We start from the raw sequence: 13,096 nt of genomic DNA on the forward strand, positions 1-13,096 counted from the left end.
CCCCCGCCCCCGCCGGGCGGGCACCAGCAGTAAGCCAGATCTTCAGTCGGCGACGGGGAGGAACCGATGACGAAGGACAGGACCGACCAGCCGGACGAGGTCCGGATCGACACGCCGAACGTGCCGATCGGCCCACCGCACATGGTGCCGCCATTCGTGACGCTGGACGCCGTCACCATGGACAACGTCAACCGGGCCGAGGTGCCGTCCGGTCTGGTCCCGGGGGCGGGCGACGCCGGCGCCAAGACCGAGTGGGACGCCTCCAGCCTGGAGAAGGCCAAGAAGTGGCTGGAGGAGACCGCCGACTTCATCCACAGCCAGTCGTACGAGATGGTGGAGATCTCCGACAAGATGGGCGGCACCGCCGCGGGGGCCGGCGGCGGCGAGATGGGCGGGGGCACGAGCCCGCTCGGCAGCTTCGACCGTGCCGGCGACCTGGCGCGCAAGCACAGCGGTCTGTACACCAGCACCCAGCAGGGCATGCGCCAGCTCGCGAAGGATCTCTACAAGGCGGCGAACGCGTTGCAGAAGGTCAAGGAGAACTACGAGACGGCCGAGGGCGCCAATGCGATGTCGGCGGCCGAGATGCAGAACGCCTTCAACACCGCGTCCAGCAACCGCGGCAAGGCGTAGACGGGGAGGGTGGCCGTGCCGAGCTGGGAAGAGATGTGCAAGCAGATCGTCATCGACGGTCGGCCAGGCGACGTGGCCAGCGCCGCGCTCGGCTGGGAGCAGCTGCTGAAGAACCTGCGAACCGTCAAGGAGAGCCTGGAGACCAACGTCAAGGACCTGGGCGACGCGTGGAAGGGCCCGGCGTACGAGGCCTTCAAGACCCACATCACCGGGCTCGCCAAGCGGGCCGGTCAGCTCGTCGAGGACGCGGAGAGCCAGAACGGCATCGTCCGGTCGCTGAACGAGGCCGCTGACAAGCTCACCGCCGCCCAGCGCGAGTTCCCGATCCCGGCCAGCTGCGTCAACGACGTGCTGGAGGCCCGCAACGGCCGGCTGGTGATCGACACCGGGTTCTTCGAGATGAAGGTGAAGCCGGACTTCCTCGGCTTCCTGGACCCGCTCACCTCGCTCGCCGACTGGATCAACGACAAGTCCGAGGAAGCGGCGAAGGTCTACAACCAGGTCAGGGGCGACTACACCACCGTCGACTCGCGCACCCCGGGCGAGTCCGGTCCGTTCACCTCGACGGACCCGACGGTCACCACGCCGGATCTGAGTGGCGGTCCCGGCGCCGGCAAGACCGGCGGCGTGCCGGGCCTCGGCGGATCGCCGTCGACCGGCGGTCTCGGTGGCAGCCCGTCGTTGAGCACCAGCGGCATGCCGGACACCGGCTCCCCGGGGATCGGTTCCGGCGCGCACCCCGACCTCTCCGGCGGGTACGGCTCGGGTGGCAGCGGCTACCCCGGCTCCGGCAGCCTCGCTGACGACTACGGCAGCGGGCTGGCCGGTGCCGGTGGCGGCGGAGCTCCCGGCCTGGGTGGTGGCGGCTTCGGCGGCGGCCTGCCCGCCACGTCCGGCCTCGGCGCGGGCGGCGGGATGGGCGGCGGTGGCGCCGGCCTGGCCGGCGGCGGCATGATCCCCGGCGGCGGCGCCCTCGGCCGTCCGGTGGCGGCCGGCATGCCGCCGATGATGGGCGGCGGCGGCGCGGCCGGCGCCGGTCGGGGTGGTGGCCGCGGTGGGCGGCTCGCCGGCGGGATGGCTCCCGCCATGGGCGGCGGCATGGCCGGTGGCGCGCGTGGCGGTGGCCGGGCCGGTGCCGCCGGCGCCGGTGCCGGGGCGCGCGGTGCGGGCGTCCGGGGCGGCGGGGTCGCCGGAATGGGCGGGGCCGGCGGTGCCGGCTACGGCGAGGAGGAGGCCCCGCGCAACAGTTGGCTGGAGGAGGACGAGGACGTCTGGGGCGCGGACGGCGACGGCACGCCCGGCGTGCTGCGCTGACCTGACCTCGGCCCGAGCGCCGTCCACCGCCACCCGGCGGCTGGGCGGCGCTCGGCGTATCCGGGCGGGCCGGAGTGTCCGGACGGGCGGCACGCCACCGCCTGGGCCCGCAGGGCGGGCTGGCGGAGCGTCAGCTGGTCGCTGCCGGGTCGGTGCCGGCCGGGCGACGGCCCGGGCGCCAGCTCCGACGCCGCCCCCGGACCAGGATCGGCTTCACCGCGAGCAGCACGGTGGCCAGCAGCGCCCCGATCGCGGCGACCCAGATCGCCACGGTGCGCTGCCAGCCGAGCGGATCGTCGGCGGGCGGCGGCGCCGGCAGCGCGCCGGCCGGCGGGTCGCTCCGGGTGCCGAGCAGGCTCGCCACCGCCCGGTACGGGTTGACCACCCCGTACCCCACCTGGGCGTTGTGGCCGTCCGGTGGGCTGTCCGCGGTGCGGGTCAGCCGCTCGGCGACCTGCTCGGGGGTCAGGTCCGGGTAGGCGGCGCGGACCAGCGCGGCGGCCCCCGAGACGTAGGCGGCGGCGAAGCTGGTGCCGCCCTGCGGCTCGGCGAGGTATCCCTCGCCGCCCGGAGCTGGGCCGATGATGTTCAGCCCCGGGGCGGCGATGTCGACGTAGTCGCCGCTGACCGAACTGCCCACGTGCCCGCCCTGCTCGTCCACCCCGGCCACCGCGATGACCCCGGGATACGCGGCCGGGTAGGCCGGCTGGTCCTGCTGCTGCTCCTGCCGGTTGCCGGCGGCCGCCACCACGACCACCTTCTTGTCCAGCGCGTACTCGATGGCGTCGGCGAGTTCCGGCCGGGGCAGCGTCACCAGCGACAGGTTCAGCACGTCGGCGCCGTTGTCCACCGCCCACCGGATCGCCTGGGCGATCTGCCCGGGCAGGGCCTCGTCGTTGGTGCGCCGGGTGTCCGGCAGCACCCGTACCGGGAGGATCCGCGCCTGCGGCGCGATGCCGCTGAACGGCTGCCCGGTGCCCTCCCGGCCGGCGATGATGCCGGCCACCATGGTGCCGTGTCCGGCCCGGTCGCACTGGCCCTGCTGCTGCTCCAGCCCGTTGTAGTCACGGCCCTGAAGGACCTGTCCCTTGAGGACGGGGTGGATGGCCGAGACGCCCGAGTCGATCACCGCGACCGTGACGCCGGCGCCGCGGGAGAGCCGCCAGGCCGACGACGGCTCCAGCCGGCGTAACGGCCAGGGCAGCTCGGCGGGGGCAGTCTGGCCGGCCGGGCCGCAGCGGGGCGCCGCGGCGGCCGGAGCCGGTGGTACGACCAGGGTGGCGAGCAGCACCGCGGCCGCTCCACTGAGGAGGGCGCGGACCGCCCGCCCGGCACTGCGGACCGGCGCTGTCCCATCCGGTCGGAAGCTCTCGCGCACGCGCTGAGACTACCGCCGCGCCGCCCGCTGTGCGGTGACGGGAGCACCCGCTCGCATCGACCCGGAAACGACGGTGCCGGTCCCCGGGCGGCCGGGCTCCCCGAGTCGGCTCCGGTGCGGCCCGACCACCCGCCGGTCAGGACGGGTTGGCGCCGCCGGCCACCGGTTCCTCGGTGAAGAGCGCCAGCAGGGCACCGACCTGGCGATCGTTCTCGGCGGGGTGGCGGAACCGGCCGGCCGGGTTGAGGGTGTACTCGTTGCGCCGGCCCACCCGGGTGCGGCGCAGGTAGCCGCCCGCCTCCAGGTCGGCGACGATCGCCTGGGCGGCCCGTTCGGTGACGCCCACCTCGTCGGCGACGTCACGCAGCCGGGCGGTGGGATTGCGGGCGATGGCGAGCAGCACGTGCCCGTGGTTGGTGAGGAACGTCCAGTTCCGGTTGCTCCCGTTCTCGCCGCTCGTCGTCGCCATGTCCGCCATCGTATGGCCCGCCGCGCCGATCCACCGGCACGCCCTCGCCCGCCCACCGACCGGCGCTGACGACTTCCGCGGACGCTCGGACGGGTCGTCGCCCGCGCGCAAGCGTTCCGGAATACATGAAACGCATATCACGTATATCTTGACGTATCTTGTGCAGAGTGTGACCGTGGTGGCAGCCCGCGTCCGACGTCGGCCGGGATTGCCCAGGTCACGTACGTCGAGGGACGAGGTGAGGGGATGAGCCGTCCCGGTTCGCCCGGCGCCCAGCCGGGTCCGCCACCGGAGTCGACGGGGCCGGTGGTCACACCGACCACCCCGGCGCAGGCGCTGGCCGAGTTGTCCGCCGGCAACCGGCGATTCGTCTCCGGAATCCCGCGCCATCCCAATCAGGATGCCGGGCACCGTGCCGCGGTCGCCGACGGGCAGCACCCCTTCGCGGTGATCGTGGGCTGCTCCGACTCCCGGCTGGCCGCCGAGATCATCTTCGACCGGGGCCTCGGCGATCTCTTCGTGGTCCGGACCGCCGGGCACACCACCGGCCCCGAGGTGCTCGGCAGCGTCGAGTACGCGGTGACCGTCCTCGGCACGCCGCTGGTGGTCGTGCTCGGGCACGACTCGTGCGGCGCGGTGCAGGCGGCCAGGACCGCGGTGGAGACGGACACGTCCCCGGCCGGTCACCTGGGGGCGGTGGTGGACGCCATGATGCCCAGCCTGCGTCGGGCCGAGGCCGAGGGGGTGACCGACGTGAACGGGATCGTCGACATCCACATCGCGCACACCGTCGAGGCGATGCTGGGCAGCTCGGCCGTACTGGCCGCCGAGGTGGCCGCCGGGCGCTGCGCGGTGGTCGGGATGTCGTACCGGCTGGCCGCCGGCGAGGTGCGGACGGTGACCGCCGCCGGCGACCTGCCCGACCAGGCGGCGGACCCGACCCCGGCCGCCGCCTGACCGCACCCCGTCGCCGAAGACGGTGCGAGGGCCGTCCCACCGGGAGCGGCCCTCGCGTCGCGCGATCTCAGGCTGTCGCTACAGCAGTGAGACGTGCACGTGGTCGGTGTGGTTCGACGGCCCGCTGTACGACTTCCAGCCGGTCGCCGGGAACCAGATCTGCCGGTTCCAGATCACGTAGTAGACGCCCAGCCGGTCCGCGTTCCGGATCAGGAACGCGGCGAGGTTGTTGCCGTACATCCGGGTGTCCTTGTTGTGCCAGGGGGAGAAGCCGCTCTTCTGCAGCGACCAGTCGCAGGCCCGGCCCTTCGGGTGCTCCCAGGGGCCACCGGGGCGGTAGCAGCCGACGAACCGGTTGAACCCGGCCCGCTTGACCTCCTTGTACATGTGCAGCGTCCGGGGCGTGATACAGCCGGAGGTGGTCGGGTCGTTCTCGCTGCACGACTCGGCCTTCCAGTCGCCGTCGGCGGTGCGGCCCGGGGCGATCCGGGCGACCGGCGAGGTGGCCGACACCAGGCCGCCGGTGAAGCCCAGCCCGCCGACCAGCGCCAGCGCCTTCTCCGCGTCGCGCTTGTTCTTGGCCATCAGGTTGGTCTGCTTCTGCTGCTCGCGGATCTCCGCCTCGAGCGCCAGCTTCGCCTGCTCGGCGCGGGTCTTCACCTCGTTGATCTCGGCGAGCTTCTTGGCGTTGACCATGTTCAGCTCGTCCAGGGCGGTGGCCCGCTTGACGAACGTGTCCGGGTTGTTGGCCTCCAGCAGCATGGCCACGGCGCCGATGCGTCCCGTCCGGTACGACTGGGTGGCGAGCTGGCTGACCTGCGGGGCGAGCGCGTTCAGCTCGGCCTGGGCCCGGTCGACCTCCAGCGCGAGTTCCAGCTGGCGCTTCTTGGACTTCTCCAGCCGGGACTTCGCCTGCGAGTAGTTCCGGTTGGTCGACTCGATCACATCCGTGATCAGCTTCGAGTCGCCGTCCTCGTGCCCCGAGGGCTTGGGGGTGGCGGGTGCGGCCGACGCCGGGAGGGGCCCGGCAAGGACGGCCAAGGCGGCGAACACGGCCACCACAGGTGTCAACCAGCGGCGTAGGGGTGCCGTCACAGTGTTCCCTTCCGTCGACCGCCGACCGGGTTAGCTGACGGGTTCGGGGCGGAAGTGGCCCCTACCGCTGTCGCGGACTCACCCCACGTACCTGGGTCCCCGGCTCGCCTGGCGGCGATTGGGCGGCGGCACCGCAGGCGCCGCTGCGCGCCTTCGGCGGTGACCGGCAGCGAGGTTACCCGAGAGTCCACCGGTGGATCTACGTCCCGAAGCCGACTAAATGCGTTATTTCGTAACGGCGGAGGGTGACCAGTGACGCGTTTATCAAGCTCGCCGGCCTGGACGGTCACGCTACGGAGTCTCACCATGTGGCGTCCGTGCTCCTGTCCGGATCGGGCCACCCGGTGGAGGTGGCGGAGGACGTGTTTCCGGCACGCGGTGCGGTCAGCGCCCGCAGCGCCTCGGCCCGGTCCGGGACCGGCCGGGAACCTTCCCGGGTACGCGACGGCTCGTCACCGGCACCGCCGCCATCGCCGCCGTCGCCGTCGCCGGTACGCGCGGTGGCGCGGCCGGCCGTGGTCACCAGCGCGGCGAGCGCGGTGGTCAGCGGCACGGCGGCGATCAGCCCGAGGGTGGCGACCGCGCTGCGGACGATCTCCTGGGCGAGGAACTCGCTGGTCAGGATCTGGGTCACCGACCGGGAGTCCGCGGTGAGCAGGAGCAGCAGCGGCAGCGACGCGCCCGCGTACGCCAGCACGATGGTGTTCACCGTCGAGGCGATGTGCGCCCGGCCGACCCGGGTCGCCGCGCGGTAGAGCTGGAGCCGGGACAGGCCCGGGTTGGCGTGCGCCAGTTCGGTGACCGTGGCGGCCTGGGTCACCGTGACGTCGTCGAGCACGCCGAGCGAGCCGATGATGATCCCGGCCAGCAGCAGCCCGTGCAGGTCCACGTCGGCCTGGAACATCGACAGCGTGGTCGCGTCCTCGGAGCCGTACCCGGTGAGGTGGGTGGCGGCGGTGGCGAGGGTGCCCAGGACCCCGGTGAGCACCAGGCTGCCGAGCGTGCCGAGCACCGCCACCGAGGTCTGCGCGGTCACCCCGTGGGTCAGGTACAGCACCACGAACATGATGAGCGCGGCGCCGACGATCGCGATCAGCAGCGGCGACCCGCCGGCGCTGATCCCGGGCAGCACGAAGGCGAGCAGGATGGCGAAGCTGGCGGCCAGGCCCGCCAGCGCGGCCAGCCCGCGCCACCGGCCGAACGCCACGATGGCGGCGGCGAAGAGCAGCACCAGCCAGACCAGCGGCTTGCCGCGCTGGTGCTCGGCGATGTTGTAGCTGCTCGCCGTCGGGTCGGCCGGGTCGGTCAGCTCGACCAGGATGATCTCGTCACCCACCGCGACGGCCGGGGCGCCGGGGCCGCTCGGCACCGGCGTCTGCACCTCGCGGCCGGTGTCCGGGCCGTCAGCCACCTTGACGGTGACCGTGCCGCACGGCCCCGCGGCGCTGCCGCCCTCCGGCGTCTCCGGGGTCGGCGGGCAGGCCTCGGTCACCACGCGGGTGACGGTGCCGTGGTAGCGGGGCGGATCGGTGCCCTGGTCGACCCCGGGGGAGTCGCGGGGCCAGAGCAGCAGGGCGGCGACCACCGTGACCACGACGAGCGGGACCACCGTCGCGACGAGGATCCGCCGCACCCCGGGCGGGGCGGACGGAGCGGGACGGTTGTGGTCGGCGCCCATTGAGTGTCTCCCAACGAATCCGGGGCGTGGTACGTGTCGGCGGGCCGGTCGGTTCAGTGCCGCCGTCGGGCCGGCCGGAATCGTGGGTGGGATCGCCCGAGGGTGGCGACGCGACCACGTACCGTCGGCCCGGCGGCCGGCCGGCCCCGTGCGGTCGGCGGCGCCGGTGCCCGGCGGCGGGTCGGATGGTGCGAGATCCGAAGGGCCATCGTGCCGAATCGTAGCCATCCCGGCATCCGGTCGCTGGTCGCGCGGGGTGGTGTCGGGCACCGGACCCGCCGGTTGGCCCGCGCGGGCGGCCCCGGTCGGGGATGTTGGAGGCATGGCCGAGCAGACCCCGCCCCGCCACGACGGCGCGCCGCGCGCCGGCCACGGCCGGCCCCAGCGGGGCGGCGGGCGCGCCGAGCACGGCGGGCACGGCGGGCACGGTGGGCACGGTGGGCACGACAAGCACGCCGGGCACGACCCGGAGATGTTCCGCCGCCGGTTCTGGCTCTGCCTGCTGCTCACCCTGCCGGTGGTGGCCACCAGCCACATGGTGATGGACTGGCTGGGCTACCCGCTGGAGTTCCCGGGCCGGTCCTGGGTGGGGCCGGTGCTCGGCTCGGTGGTCTTCTGGTGGGGCGGCTGGCCGTTCCTGGTCGGTGCCGTGCGCGAGGTGCGCGACCGCGCGCCGGGGATGATGCTGCTGGTCGCCATGGCGATCACGGTCGCCTACGCCGCCTCGCTGGCCACCAGTCTGGGCGCCTTCGACCTGGACTTCTGGTGGGAGCTGGCCGCCCTGGTCACCATCATGCTGCTCGGGCACTGGCAGGAGATGAAGGCGATCGGGCAGGCCCGCGGCGCCCTGGCCGCGCTGGCCGCGCTGCTGCCCGACGACGCCGAGCGGGTCACCGGGGACGGCGGGCTGGAGCGGGTTGCGGTGGCCGAGTTGCGGGTCGCCGACGTGGTGCTGGTCCGGCCGGGCGGCCGGGTGCCGGCGGACGGCCGGGTGGTGGACGGCGCCGCCGAGCTGGACGAGTCGATGATCACCGGCGAGTCCCGGCCGGTGCCACGCTCGGTCGGCGACCGGGTGGTGGCCGGCACGGTGGCCACCGACTCGGCGGTGCGGGTCCGCGTCGAGGCGCTCGGCGAGGAGACCACGCTCGCCGGCATCCAGCGCATGGTCGCCCAGGCCCAGCAGTCCAGCGGACGGGCCCAGGTGCTGGCCGACCGGTTCGCCGCCGGGCTGTTCTACGTCGCCACCGCCACCGCCGTGCTCACCGTGCTGGTCTGGACCGCGCTCGGCGACCGGGACGAGGCGGTGGTCCGGACCGTCACGGTGCTGGTGATCGCCTGCCCGCACGCGCTGGGCCTGGCCATTCCGCTGGTGATCGCGCTCTCCACCGGGCTCGCCGCGAGCTCCGGCATCCTGGTCAAGGACCGGCTGGCGCTGGAGCGGATGCGCACCGTCGACGCGGTGCTGTTCGACAAGACCGGCACGCTGACCCGGGGCGAACACGCGGTCACCGATCGGGCGGCGGCGGCCGGCTCCGACCCCGACGACCTGCTGCGGGTCGCCGCCGGGGTGGAGTCCGACAGCGAGCACCCGCTGGCCCGGGCGATCGTCGCCGCCGCCGGCCCACGCGGCGGTCCGGCCCCGGCCACCGGGTTCCGCTCGCTGCCGGGCCGCGGCGTCCAGGCCACCGTCGCCGGGCGGGAGTACGCCGTGGGCGGCCCGGCACTGCTGCGCGAGCTGGGCGTACGGCTGCCGGACGAGCTGGCGACGGCGACCGACCGCTGGTCGGCCCGGGGTGCGGCGGTGCTGTACCTGGTGCGGTTGCCGGACACCGCGCTGGGCGCCTTCGCCCTCACCGACGAGGTGCGCCCCGAGGCGCGGGAGGCGATCGCCGAGCTGCGCGCCCAGGGCGTCCGGACCATCGCCATGATCACCGGGGACGCCCGGCCGGTCGCCGAGGCGGTCGCCGCCGACCTCGGCTTCACTCCCGGCGTCGACGAGGTCTTCGCCGAGGTGCTGCCGGCCGACAAGGACGGCAAGGTGACCGAGTTGCAGCGGCGCGGGCTGACCGTGGCGATGGTCGGTGACGGGGTGAACGACGCCCCGGCGCTGGCTCGGGCCGACGTCGGGATCGCGATCGGCGCGGGCACCGACGTGGCGATCGAGTCGGCCGGGGTGGTGCTCGCCTCGTCCGACCCGCGCGGGGTGACCGGCGTGATCCGGCTCTCTCGCGCGTCGTACCGGAAGATGCTGCAGAACCTGGCCTGGGCGGCCGGCTACAACGTGGTCGCGCTGCCGCTGGCCGCCGGGGTGCTGGCCTGGGCGGGGCTGGCGCTGAGCCCGGCGCTCGCGGCCGTGCTGATGTCCGCCTCGACCATCGTGGTGGCGCTCAACGCCCAACTGCTGCGCCGGGTCCAACTCGGCCCGACGGGGCCGGTCGGCCCCGGAAGCGAACCGGCCGGTGCCGCCGCGGCGGATCGCGCGGCGGGCTAGCGTGGTAGCCGTGCGGACGATGGCGGCGGTGTCGCTCGGGCGGTGGACCCGGCTCCTGCTGTTCGTGACGCTCTTCGGGCTGGCCGCCATGCACACCCTCGGCCACGACAGGCACGCCGATCACGGCGCCGGTGCCGCCGGCCACGGCTCAGCCGCCGCTGACCACGACTCAGCCGCCCGCATCGGCCCGCTGGCCGACGGACCCGAGGCCGCCGCGGGCCACGCGGCAGTCGCCGCCGGAGCCGGCGGGACCGCCACCGTGGGGCTCGGCGCGGTCCACGCGACCGGGCGTACGGTCGTCGCCGCCACGGACGCCGGTGGCTGTCCGGACGGCTGCCAGACCGACCGGCTGCTGCCGTCCGGCGGTGCCGGGGGCGAGGAAATGCCCGGCTGGGCGGTCTGCCTGGCCGTGCTCGGCACCCTCGCGGTGTCGTTGCTGGTCGCGGTGCTGCTGTTCACCGGTTGGCGGTCTGCGGGGCCGGGTGGGCGGCGAGCGCACCGATCCACCTCTCCGCCGCGGGCCCCGCCACCAGAGCCGATCGGACTACGGCTCAGCACGGTCGCGGTGCTGCGCAGATAGGCGAGCCCGGCGCGGAACGGTTCCGGTTCCGCGTCCCCGCCCTGCTGCGTAGACACCGAATCCGAAGGGTCGAACCGTGTTCACTCCTACCATCGCGCGCCGGGCCGCCCTGGCCGGCGCCGCCACCGTCGTACTCGCCCTGACCGGCTGTGCCGGGGACCACTCGCCCTCCGGGATGGGGCACGACCAGCCCCGATCCACCGCCAGCGGCGCGTCCGCCGACGCGTCCGCGTTCGGCCCGGCCGACGTCATGTTCGCCCAGATGATGATCCCGCACCACCAGCAGGCCGTGGAGATGGCCGACCTGGCCGCCACCCGGGCCGCCGACCCGGCGGTCAAGCGGCTCGCCGGGCAGATCAAGGCGGCCCAGGCGCCGGAGATCGCCACCATGAGCGGGTGGCTGGCCGCCTGGGGCCGGCCGATGCCGTCCCCGGGCGGGAAGATGCCACACATGGACCACGGCATGCCCGGCATGATGTCCGCGGCCGACATGGCGCGGTTGGCGGCCGTGTCCGGTCGGGAATTCGACCGGCAGTTCCTGACCATGATGATCGCCCACCACGAGGGTGCGATCACGATGGCCGAGGACGAGCTCGCCGAGGGCGCGAACCCGGACGCGAAGAAGCTCGCCCAGGAGATCATCACTGCTCAGCGGGCCGAGATCACCACGATGCGGGAGATCCTGGCCCGGCTCTGACGCCGACGCCCGGGCCCGCGCGCCGTTCCGGTGGCCGGGCCCGGGCTCCGGCCGGCCGGCGGCACCCGGGTCAGCCGTGCTTCATGGGCGCCGGCGGCGGGACGGGTCAGCCGCGCTTCATGAGGCGGCCGACGGCGGCCATCATCTCGGTGGCCATCTCGTCGGCGCGGCCCTCGGCGGCGCCCTCGTGCATGCAGTGCCGGGCGTGCCCGTCGAGCAGGCCGAGGGCGACCTTGTCGAGCGCCGCCTGGATGGCGGAGATCTGGGTGAGCACGTCGATGCAGTAGCGGTCCTCGTCGACCATTTTCTCGATGCCGCGCACCTGCCCCTCGACGCGGCGGAGCCGTGCGAGGAGCTGGTCCTTGCTGGCGGTGTAGCCCCGGACGGGCGTGGGTGAGGTCATGGGGACAAGGATAGCCTACCCCTGGGGGGTATGGTACGGTCCTTGTTGTCCGGGTACCCCCACCGGGTATCGGTAACAGAGCAATGGCAGCAGTCTGCCTCCGTCTTACCCCCCAGGGGTATATGGTGGAGGTGGCGAGAGGAGAACTCCGATGGTCACCACGACGTACCAGGTGCAGGGCATGACCTGCGGGCACTGCGTCAGCTCGGTCAGCGCCGAGGTGGGCGCCGTGCCGGGCGTCACCGACGTCCAGGTCGACCTGGCCACCGGCCAGGTCACCGTCACCAGTGAGCAGCCGTTGGACACCGACACCGTGCGCGCCGCGGTCGACGAGGCCGGTTACGACCTCGTCGGCGCGTGACCGGTCGCCGGCCCAGGAAACCGAGGTAACCACGATGAACACGGCGACGAAGCTGAGCGGCTTCGCCCTCGGCCTCGCGGCGGTGTTCGGCGCGGCGTACGGGATCGGCCAGGTGGCCGGTCCCGTCGCCCCCGCCGCCGAGACCAGTCACGACGACAGCGGCGGTGGCCACGCGGCCGCCGACGGGGGCGGCCACGCCGACCCGGCCGGGCCGGCGGAGCACCTCCCCGGTGGCCTGCTGGTCTCCGACCGCGGCTACACCCTGCAACGGGTGGCCGCCCCGGCGGACGAGTTCGCCTTCCGGGTCACCGGCCCGGACGGCTCGCCGGTCACCGCCTACGACGTGGCGCACGACAAGCGGATGCACCTGATCGTGGCCCGCCGCGACCTCTCCGGCTTCCGGCACGTGCACCCCGAGATGGCGCCGGACGGCACCTGGCGGGTCGCCTCGCCGCTGGCCGGCCCGGGCGTCTGGCGGGCGTTCGCCGACTTCACGCCCACCGGCGCCGAGCCGCTGACGCTCGGCGTGGACGTGACCGTCCCGGGCGCGCTGACCGAGGTGCCGCTGCCGGCGCCGGCGACCAGCACCACTGTCGACGGCTACACCGTCACCCTCGCCGGCACCCCGCAGCCCGGCCGCACCGCCGAGCTGACCCTGACCGTGAGCCGCGACGGCGCCCCGGTCACCGACCTGGAGCCCTACCTGGGCGCGTACGGGCACCTGGTGGCGTTGCGCCAGGGCGACCTGGCGTACCTGCACGTGCACCCGGACGGCGCGCCCGGCGACGGGCGGACCCGGTCCGGCCCCGAGGTGACCTTCTTCGCCGAGGTGCCCTCGGCCGGCGCCTACCGGCTCTACCTGGACTTCAAGCACGGCGGGACGGTGCACACCGCCGAGTTCACCGTCGTCGCCGGGAACCCCGGCGCCCCGGCCGGCGGCCCGCCGGCCGTCCCGGCGCCCTCCGGCACGAGCACCCCCGCACCGACCGCCGGTGCCGACCACGGCACCCCCGGCCACGGGCACGACTGACGGGACCGTG

General features: G+C 74.4%; 13 protein-coding genes and 1 riboswitch. Of the genes, 8 read left to right on the forward strand and 5 right to left on the reverse strand.

Annotated features, from left to right (window positions below; all coding sequences use genetic code 11):
* The first annotated feature begins 66 nt into the window (after positions 1 to 66).
* Together DLJ47_RS10740 and DLJ47_RS35690 are read left to right on the forward strand one after the other, a co-directional pair.
* The gene (locus tag DLJ47_RS10740) at positions 67 to 633 is read left to right on the forward strand and encodes a hypothetical protein (RefSeq protein ID WP_109899895.1); all 567 of its coding nucleotides are present in this window, start codon (positions 67 to 69) and stop codon (positions 631 to 633) included.
* 15 nt (positions 634 to 648) lie between these two features.
* Positions 649 to 1,947 (forward strand): WXG100 family type VII secretion target, encoded by a 1,299-nt coding sequence (locus DLJ47_RS35690; RefSeq protein ID WP_158289809.1) that lies wholly within the window; start codon positions 649 to 651, stop codon positions 1,945 to 1,947.
* 130 nt (positions 1,948 to 2,077) lie between these two features.
* On the opposite strand, the gene mycP is transcribed toward DLJ47_RS35690, so the two are convergent.
* Entirely contained in the window at positions 2,078 to 3,325 is a 1,248-nt protein-coding gene (gene mycP, locus DLJ47_RS10750) for a type VII secretion-associated serine protease mycosin (protein WP_233257769.1), read from the reverse strand.
* 136 nt (positions 3,326 to 3,461) lie between these two features.
* Positions 3,462 to 3,803, reverse strand: a complete 342-nt coding sequence (locus tag DLJ47_RS10755; protein ID WP_088997179.1) for a helix-turn-helix transcriptional regulator — start codon at positions 3,801 to 3,803, stop codon at positions 3,462 to 3,464.
* Positions 3,804 to 4,040: 237 nt separating this feature from the next.
* Here DLJ47_RS10755 and DLJ47_RS10760 point away from each other — a divergent pair, with 237 nt between their 5' ends.
* Positions 4,041 to 4,751, forward strand: coding sequence for a carbonic anhydrase (locus tag DLJ47_RS10760; RefSeq protein WP_109899898.1), 711 nt, complete (start codon positions 4,041 to 4,043; stop codon positions 4,749 to 4,751).
* Positions 4,752 to 4,829: 78 nt separating this feature from the next.
* Here DLJ47_RS10760 and DLJ47_RS10765 read toward each other — a convergent pair whose 3' ends face one another.
* Both DLJ47_RS10765 and DLJ47_RS10770 read right to left on the reverse strand, forming a co-directional pair.
* Positions 4,830 to 5,846: a coiled-coil domain-containing protein gene (locus tag DLJ47_RS10765; protein ID WP_109899899.1), complete on the reverse strand. Its 1,017-nt coding sequence runs from the start codon at positions 5,844 to 5,846 to the stop codon at positions 4,830 to 4,832.
* A 4-nt stretch (positions 5,847 to 5,850) separates the two neighbouring features.
* Positions 5,851 to 5,981: riboswitch (cyclic di-AMP (ydaO/yuaA leader) on the reverse strand.
* A gap of 166 nt (positions 5,982 to 6,147) precedes the next feature.
* Complete coding sequence (locus DLJ47_RS10770) at positions 6,148 to 7,524, reverse strand: YibE/F family protein (protein WP_109899900.1); 1,377 nt, start codon at positions 7,522 to 7,524, stop codon at positions 6,148 to 6,150.
* Between the two features lie 322 nt (positions 7,525 to 7,846).
* Here DLJ47_RS10770 and DLJ47_RS10775 point away from each other — a divergent pair, with 322 nt between their 5' ends.
* The 3 genes from DLJ47_RS10775 to DLJ47_RS10785 all read left to right on the forward strand — a co-directional run bounded on the left by DLJ47_RS10775 (position 7,847) and on the right by DLJ47_RS10785 (position 11,292).
* A complete protein-coding gene (locus DLJ47_RS10775; RefSeq protein WP_109899901.1) occupies positions 7,847 to 10,015 on the forward strand; it encodes a heavy metal translocating P-type ATPase in 2,169 nt (722 codons plus the stop codon).
* Positions 10,016 to 10,025: 10 nt separating this feature from the next.
* Positions 10,026 to 10,595 (forward strand): hypothetical protein, encoded by a 570-nt coding sequence (locus DLJ47_RS10780; RefSeq protein ID WP_146228071.1) that lies wholly within the window; start codon positions 10,026 to 10,028, stop codon positions 10,593 to 10,595.
* A 76-nt stretch (positions 10,596 to 10,671) separates the two neighbouring features.
* On the forward strand, positions 10,672 to 11,292 hold the full coding sequence (locus DLJ47_RS10785) for a DUF305 domain-containing protein (protein ID WP_109899903.1): 621 nt from the start codon (positions 10,672 to 10,674) through the stop codon (positions 11,290 to 11,292).
* Positions 11,293 to 11,398: 106 nt separating this feature from the next.
* On the opposite strand, the gene DLJ47_RS10790 is transcribed toward DLJ47_RS10785, so the two are convergent.
* Positions 11,399 to 11,695 carry a metal-sensitive transcriptional regulator gene (locus tag DLJ47_RS10790; RefSeq protein WP_088997186.1) on the reverse strand — a complete coding sequence of 99 codons (297 nt, stop codon included), beginning with the start codon at positions 11,693 to 11,695 and terminating at the stop codon, positions 11,399 to 11,401.
* A gap of 151 nt (positions 11,696 to 11,846) precedes the next feature.
* Between DLJ47_RS10790 and DLJ47_RS10795 the strand changes: the two genes are divergently transcribed.
* Positions 11,847 to 12,056: a heavy-metal-associated domain-containing protein gene (locus tag DLJ47_RS10795; protein ID WP_109899904.1), complete on the forward strand. Its 210-nt coding sequence runs from the start codon at positions 11,847 to 11,849 to the stop codon at positions 12,054 to 12,056.
* Positions 12,057 to 12,090: 34 nt separating this feature from the next.
* Entirely contained in the window at positions 12,091 to 13,086 is a 996-nt protein-coding gene (locus DLJ47_RS10800; RefSeq protein ID WP_109899905.1) for a hypothetical protein, read from the forward strand.
* The last annotated feature ends 10 nt before the right edge of the window (positions 13,087 to 13,096 follow it).

Source organism: Micromonospora sp. S4605 (genome assembly GCF_003176715.1).
Classification (GTDB): Bacteria; Actinomycetota; Actinomycetes; order Mycobacteriales; family Micromonosporaceae; genus Micromonospora; species Micromonospora echinaurantiaca.

Bases quoted from the DNA above. Each gene is read 5' to 3' on its own strand.
- DLJ47_RS10800 (WP_109899905.1), top strand. From the start codon at position 12,091: ATGAACACGGCGACGAAGCTGAGCGGCTTCGCCCTCGGCCTCGCGGCG.
- DLJ47_RS10755 (WP_088997179.1), bottom strand. From the start codon at position 3,803: ATGGCGGACATGGCGACGACGAGCGGCGAGAACGGGAGCAACCGGAAC.
- DLJ47_RS10795 (WP_109899904.1), top strand. From the start codon at position 11,847: ATGGTCACCACGACGTACCAGGTGCAGGGCATGACCTGCGGGCACTGC.
- DLJ47_RS10790 (WP_088997186.1), bottom strand. From the start codon at position 11,695: ATGACCTCACCCACGCCCGTCCGGGGCTACACCGCCAGCAAGGACCAG.
- DLJ47_RS10770 (WP_109899900.1), bottom strand. From the start codon at position 7,524: ATGGGCGCCGACCACAACCGTCCCGCTCCGTCCGCCCCGCCCGGGGTG.
- DLJ47_RS10740 (WP_109899895.1), top strand. From the start codon at position 67: ATGACGAAGGACAGGACCGACCAGCCGGACGAGGTCCGGATCGACACG.
- DLJ47_RS10760 (WP_109899898.1), top strand. From the start codon at position 4,041: ATGAGCCGTCCCGGTTCGCCCGGCGCCCAGCCGGGTCCGCCACCGGAG.
- DLJ47_RS10775 (WP_109899901.1), top strand. From the start codon at position 7,847: ATGGCCGAGCAGACCCCGCCCCGCCACGACGGCGCGCCGCGCGCCGGC.